The organism is Clostridium sp. DSM 8431 (genome assembly GCF_900116755.1).
Classification (GTDB): domain Bacteria; phylum Bacillota; class Clostridia; order Clostridiales; family Clostridiaceae; genus Clostridium.
Genome location: NZ_FPBY01000230.1, coordinates 1 through 4257, shown reverse-complemented (window position 1 = coordinate 4257; position 4257 = coordinate 1). Strand labels below are relative to the sequence as shown.

The following is a 4257-nucleotide window of genomic DNA, read 5'->3' as shown; positions in this document are numbered from 1 at the left end:
TCCTATCTCTACATATAGATTTCTCTATATGCTGACTATTTTGGCTACTAACTCATGACTAAAGTCACGAGTATGCGTAGCCATTCTAATCAAAATTGCACCTAGAAGTTTATTAGGATCTTCTAAAAGCTTATCAACAAGCTTAGCTCCCTTAATTCCTTCTTCTTTCATGTGTCTAATTCTAATTTTGCTCAAAGACATTAAAGCAGTCTCTGACATTGAGAAAAAACCTGATAACATTATAAGTATAATTAATAAGATAATTTCTCCCGTGTAACTAGAATCCAAAATTTAATCACTCCCTATATTTCCAAAATTTTAATTATAATTATACCACATTATTTTTACTTTTTATATTGTGTTTTTTATATAGTTCTTATTCAAACTTTTACCCTATCCACATCAAATTGTCACATTTAAGTATGATAATATAACTATATAACATTGAAAGGAATTAAGTATTATGAATTTTATAAAAAACAATAAACTTATTATTCTAATATGTATAGTTTCATTTTTTCTAAATTTCTATGCCATAACCAACTATGGATATGGAAATGAATATTATGCATCAGCTGTACTTAGCATGACTAAGAATTTCAAAAATTTCTTCTTCGTTTCCTTTGATCCTTCAGGCATGGTATCAGTTGATAAACCACCTCTTGGCCTATGGATTCAAGCCATATCAGTTCTTATATTTGGCTATAAAGGATGGGCTCTTTTACTTCCACAGGCTCTTTCTGGAACAATCTCATGTTTGTTGATTTATATTTTAACAAAAAAATATTTCAATAAAACTTCAGCATTAATTTCATCACTTATATTTGCTATTACTCCTATTGTAGTAGCTGTTTCAAGAAATAATACCATTGATATGCAGCTAATTTTAGTTTTGCTTATAGCCATATTATTTTTGTTCAAATCTATTGAGGAGAATAAGCTTATTTACTTAATTATTGCAGGTATTTTTATAGGGCTTGGCTTTAATATAAAAATGCTTCAAGCTTACATGGTAGTACCAGCCTTCGTACTTACTTATCTTATTTTCACAAAAGAAAAATTCTCTAAAAAATTTATAAATGGAATTATTGCCACTATTATCATGGTCACTATTTCTTTATCTTGGGCTATAGCAGTCCAGTTATATCCATCTTCTAATCGACCTTATGTTGACAGTACATCAAATAATTCTGTATTTGAATTAATTGTAGGACATAACGGTATAGAACGTATATTAGGAAGAAATAATGGAAATAGTAACTCAGCAAAAAATGAGAATTCAGAAATGGGAAGTATACCTTATAAAGAATCAAAAATATCAGAAGAATCTCTCTATAATGCACCATCAAAACAAGATTCTAAAAAGACTGCTAGAACAGGAAGTGTAAGTGATGATTATATAGGTACAGCCTCTCCATTAAGACTATGGATTCCAAGTATTTATGGACAGATTTCATGGTTATTAACAATGGTATTTGCCTCAATTATTTCCCTTACAAAAAAGCTTAAAACTAAGGCTTCAACTATGAAAGATGCTGCAATTATTTTCTGGGAAATATACTTTTTCACAATGTTTATATTCTTCAGCTTTGCAGGTTTCTATCACAGATATTATTTATCCATGATGGCACCATCAATTTCAATATTGTGTGGTATAGGTATTCTTAAAATGATTACTGATTTTAAATCTAAGTCATCTTGGAAACAATTTATTCTTCCTGTAGCTTTTATTCTAACTATGATATTAGAAATTAAGAATTTACTTCTTTATGACGACTTACCAGCAATACTTAAACCAATAATTTTTATTTCAACATTTGTATGTATAGTCTTCATGATTTTACATTACCTAAAAAAAGATATATTTAAATATAAGATAAAAATAATGTCCATAACTTTATTTATATCTTTGCTTACAGCACCATTTTACTGGGCACTTACTCCTGTAATTTATGTTCCAAGTCTTGTGAAACCAGCAGCTGGCCCTGATATCGTAGCTTCAGAAACAAAAGATACAAAAAGTGGTTCTATTTCTTTAAGTGAGGATTTTCAGCTTGAACAGTACTTGCTTAAAAATTATAAAGAAGGTAGCTTTTTAGTTGTAGCAAAACGCTCAAATGATGTGGCAAGATTTATTATAGATACGGGACTTCCTTCCTACGCTTATGGTGGATTTTTAGGGTCTGATAATTCACTTACATTAGATAAGTTAAAAGAATATGTTGAGGAAGGTAAGATAACTTATTTCCTTATTTCAGATCAAGACAAGGAAGCTTCTGAAATAACTGATTATGTAAAGGAACATGCTACATTAGTTGACATGTCTGAATATAGCACTAAATATTCTAAAGTAATGAATAATAAGAAAAGTAATAAAGAACTTTACTATTTCAATAACGCTAAATAAACTTTTATTCGGTGCTGCATTTATGCAGCACCGAATTTTTTTAAATTTTATTAAAGCTACTCATTGTTTTTCCCACAATCTTCAAAATTAACTTTGCTTCTTCTTCAGATGACTTTACACACCCTGAAAATACCCATTCTTTAAGAAGTCTCACTGTTCCATATTGAACAAAAGAAGAAACAGCCTTCTTTTCATCTAAATCAAGTTCCTCTGGAAGATGATCAATTACTATATGTTCAAACTGTGGTAGTGATACTTTTATATGGCTTACTAAATCATAATTATCTTGATCTAAAATAAGCTTTGCAAATTCAATATTCTCCTTCATATACTGCAAAATATTACTTAAACAATCATCAAATTTTATACCTTCTTTAAGACTCTTCATAACTTCCATAGAAGTACTTTCTAAATAATCATTAGCAATTTCATTAAGCACATCATATTGGCTACCATAATGATTATAAAAAGTAGTACGATTAATTCCTGCAATCTGGCAAAGCTCTTTTATAGATATCTTTTTTATATTACGATTCTTTAACATCTCTAATAAAGCCTTACTAACAGAATTCTTTGTTGCCATTACCCTTTGGCTTACACCTTTATTTTCTAACATAGATCCTCCCATTAAACTCAACACATTTAAATTATCTGTCGGTTGTAGATAGTCAACAGATGTTGATATTATTATAAAGAACTTAAACAATAAGTCAATGAAAGGGGTATAATTATTGATGAAAAAATTAATTATCAGCATGATGGTAACAGCAATGCTTCTTACTGGATGCTCATCTGAAGGAAGTGGACACTATAATACAGTTTCAGACTCAAGTACATCAATAGAAAGCACAGTAAACGAAAAAGCTGATTCTAACCATATTACAACTGGTGTTCAACAAATTATGATAGGAACTAAGTGTAATAATTACGATGAAGCTTTAAAAACATTAACTGAAATTAAAAATGCGGGGTATGAAGCAATTGAATTAAATGACTTTATGATTCATAAGTCTTCTTTAATAGTAAAATTAATGACTAAATTTTCAGGAATGTCTATAGGAAATGGTGGTAAACTTGATTGGATGCAGCTTATAGAAGAAAGTGGTTTAAAAGTTTCTAGTCTTCATAGCGACTTAGGAACTCTTGAAGATGATGCTAAAGCTATAGCTAATGAAGCCAAAAGTTTTGGTACAGATACTGTAGTTATTACTGGTATGTATAGATTTGATTACAGTAGCTTAGATGAAGTAACAAACCTTGCTCATCGTCTAAATGCAGTAGGAAAAGCTCTTTCAGAAGAAGGGGTAAGACTTTTATATCATAACCACAACTGTGAATTACAAAAAGTATCTAAAGATAAAACAGCTTATGACCTTATTATTGAGGAAACTGATCCTGAATATGTTAACTTTGAATTTGATAGTTACTGGATGGCAGATGGAGGCGCTAATGTTACTGCTTTAATGGAGAAGTTAGGCAGTAGAATGAAACTATGGCATATTAATGACCGTGGGCATACTAAATCAAGCCCTTATATGACTCCAATACTTAAAGAAAATGCTACTGAACTTGGAAATGGGAATATGGATTTAGATACACTTTCAGAAATAGCTAAGAAAAATGGTGTTGAAGGTGTTATATTAGAAACTCATAAAAACTGGGTTGATAAAGATCCTATTAAGAGTTTACAAGTTAGCTATGAATATATGAAAGAACACTTTGGAGATAATAATTAGATAAGAACAATAGATATTTACAAAAAGGGGCTGTAAAAAAAGTCCTAAAAATCAAACGACCATACTAGCTCAAAAGCTTGTATGGTTGTTTTTTTCATATACTTATATTTTTTC

At 29.8% G+C, this 4257-nt stretch carries 3 protein-coding genes and 1 pseudogene; 2 read left to right on the top strand and 2 right to left on the bottom strand.

Annotated elements, in window-relative coordinates:
* Positions 1 to 87: 87 nt before the first annotated feature.
* A pseudogene (locus BM384_RS15865) lies at positions 88 to 288 on the bottom strand (CNNM domain-containing protein); the annotation flags it as partial.
* A gap of 175 nt (positions 289 to 463) precedes the next feature.
* Between BM384_RS15865 and BM384_RS15860 the strand changes: the two are divergent.
* A complete protein-coding gene (locus BM384_RS15860; RefSeq protein ID WP_090015059.1) occupies positions 464 to 2407 on the top strand; it encodes an ArnT family glycosyltransferase in 1944 nt (647 codons plus the stop codon).
* A gap of 40 nt (positions 2408 to 2447) precedes the next feature.
* Here the strand turns inward: BM384_RS15860 and BM384_RS15855 are convergent, their stop codons facing one another.
* Positions 2448 to 3023: a TetR/AcrR family transcriptional regulator gene (locus BM384_RS15855; protein ID WP_090015058.1), complete on the bottom strand. Its 576-nt coding sequence runs from the start codon at positions 3021 to 3023 to the stop codon at positions 2448 to 2450.
* A gap of 118 nt (positions 3024 to 3141) precedes the next feature.
* Between BM384_RS15855 and BM384_RS15850 the strand changes: the two genes are divergently transcribed.
* Entirely contained in the window at positions 3142 to 4143 is a 1002-nt protein-coding gene (locus BM384_RS15850; RefSeq protein ID WP_242946077.1) for a TIM barrel protein, read from the top strand.
* The last annotated feature ends 114 nt before the right edge of the window (positions 4144 to 4257 follow it).

Coding starts and splice junctions, on each gene's coding strand:
- BM384_RS15860 (WP_090015059.1), top strand. CDS start 464: ATGAATTTTATAAAAAACAATAAACTTATTATTCTAATATGTATAGTT.
- BM384_RS15855 (WP_090015058.1), bottom strand. CDS start 3,023: ATGTTAGAAAATAAAGGTGTAAGCCAAAGGGTAATGGCAACAAAGAAT.
- BM384_RS15850 (WP_242946077.1), top strand. CDS start 3,142: ATGAAAAAATTAATTATCAGCATGATGGTAACAGCAATGCTTCTTACT.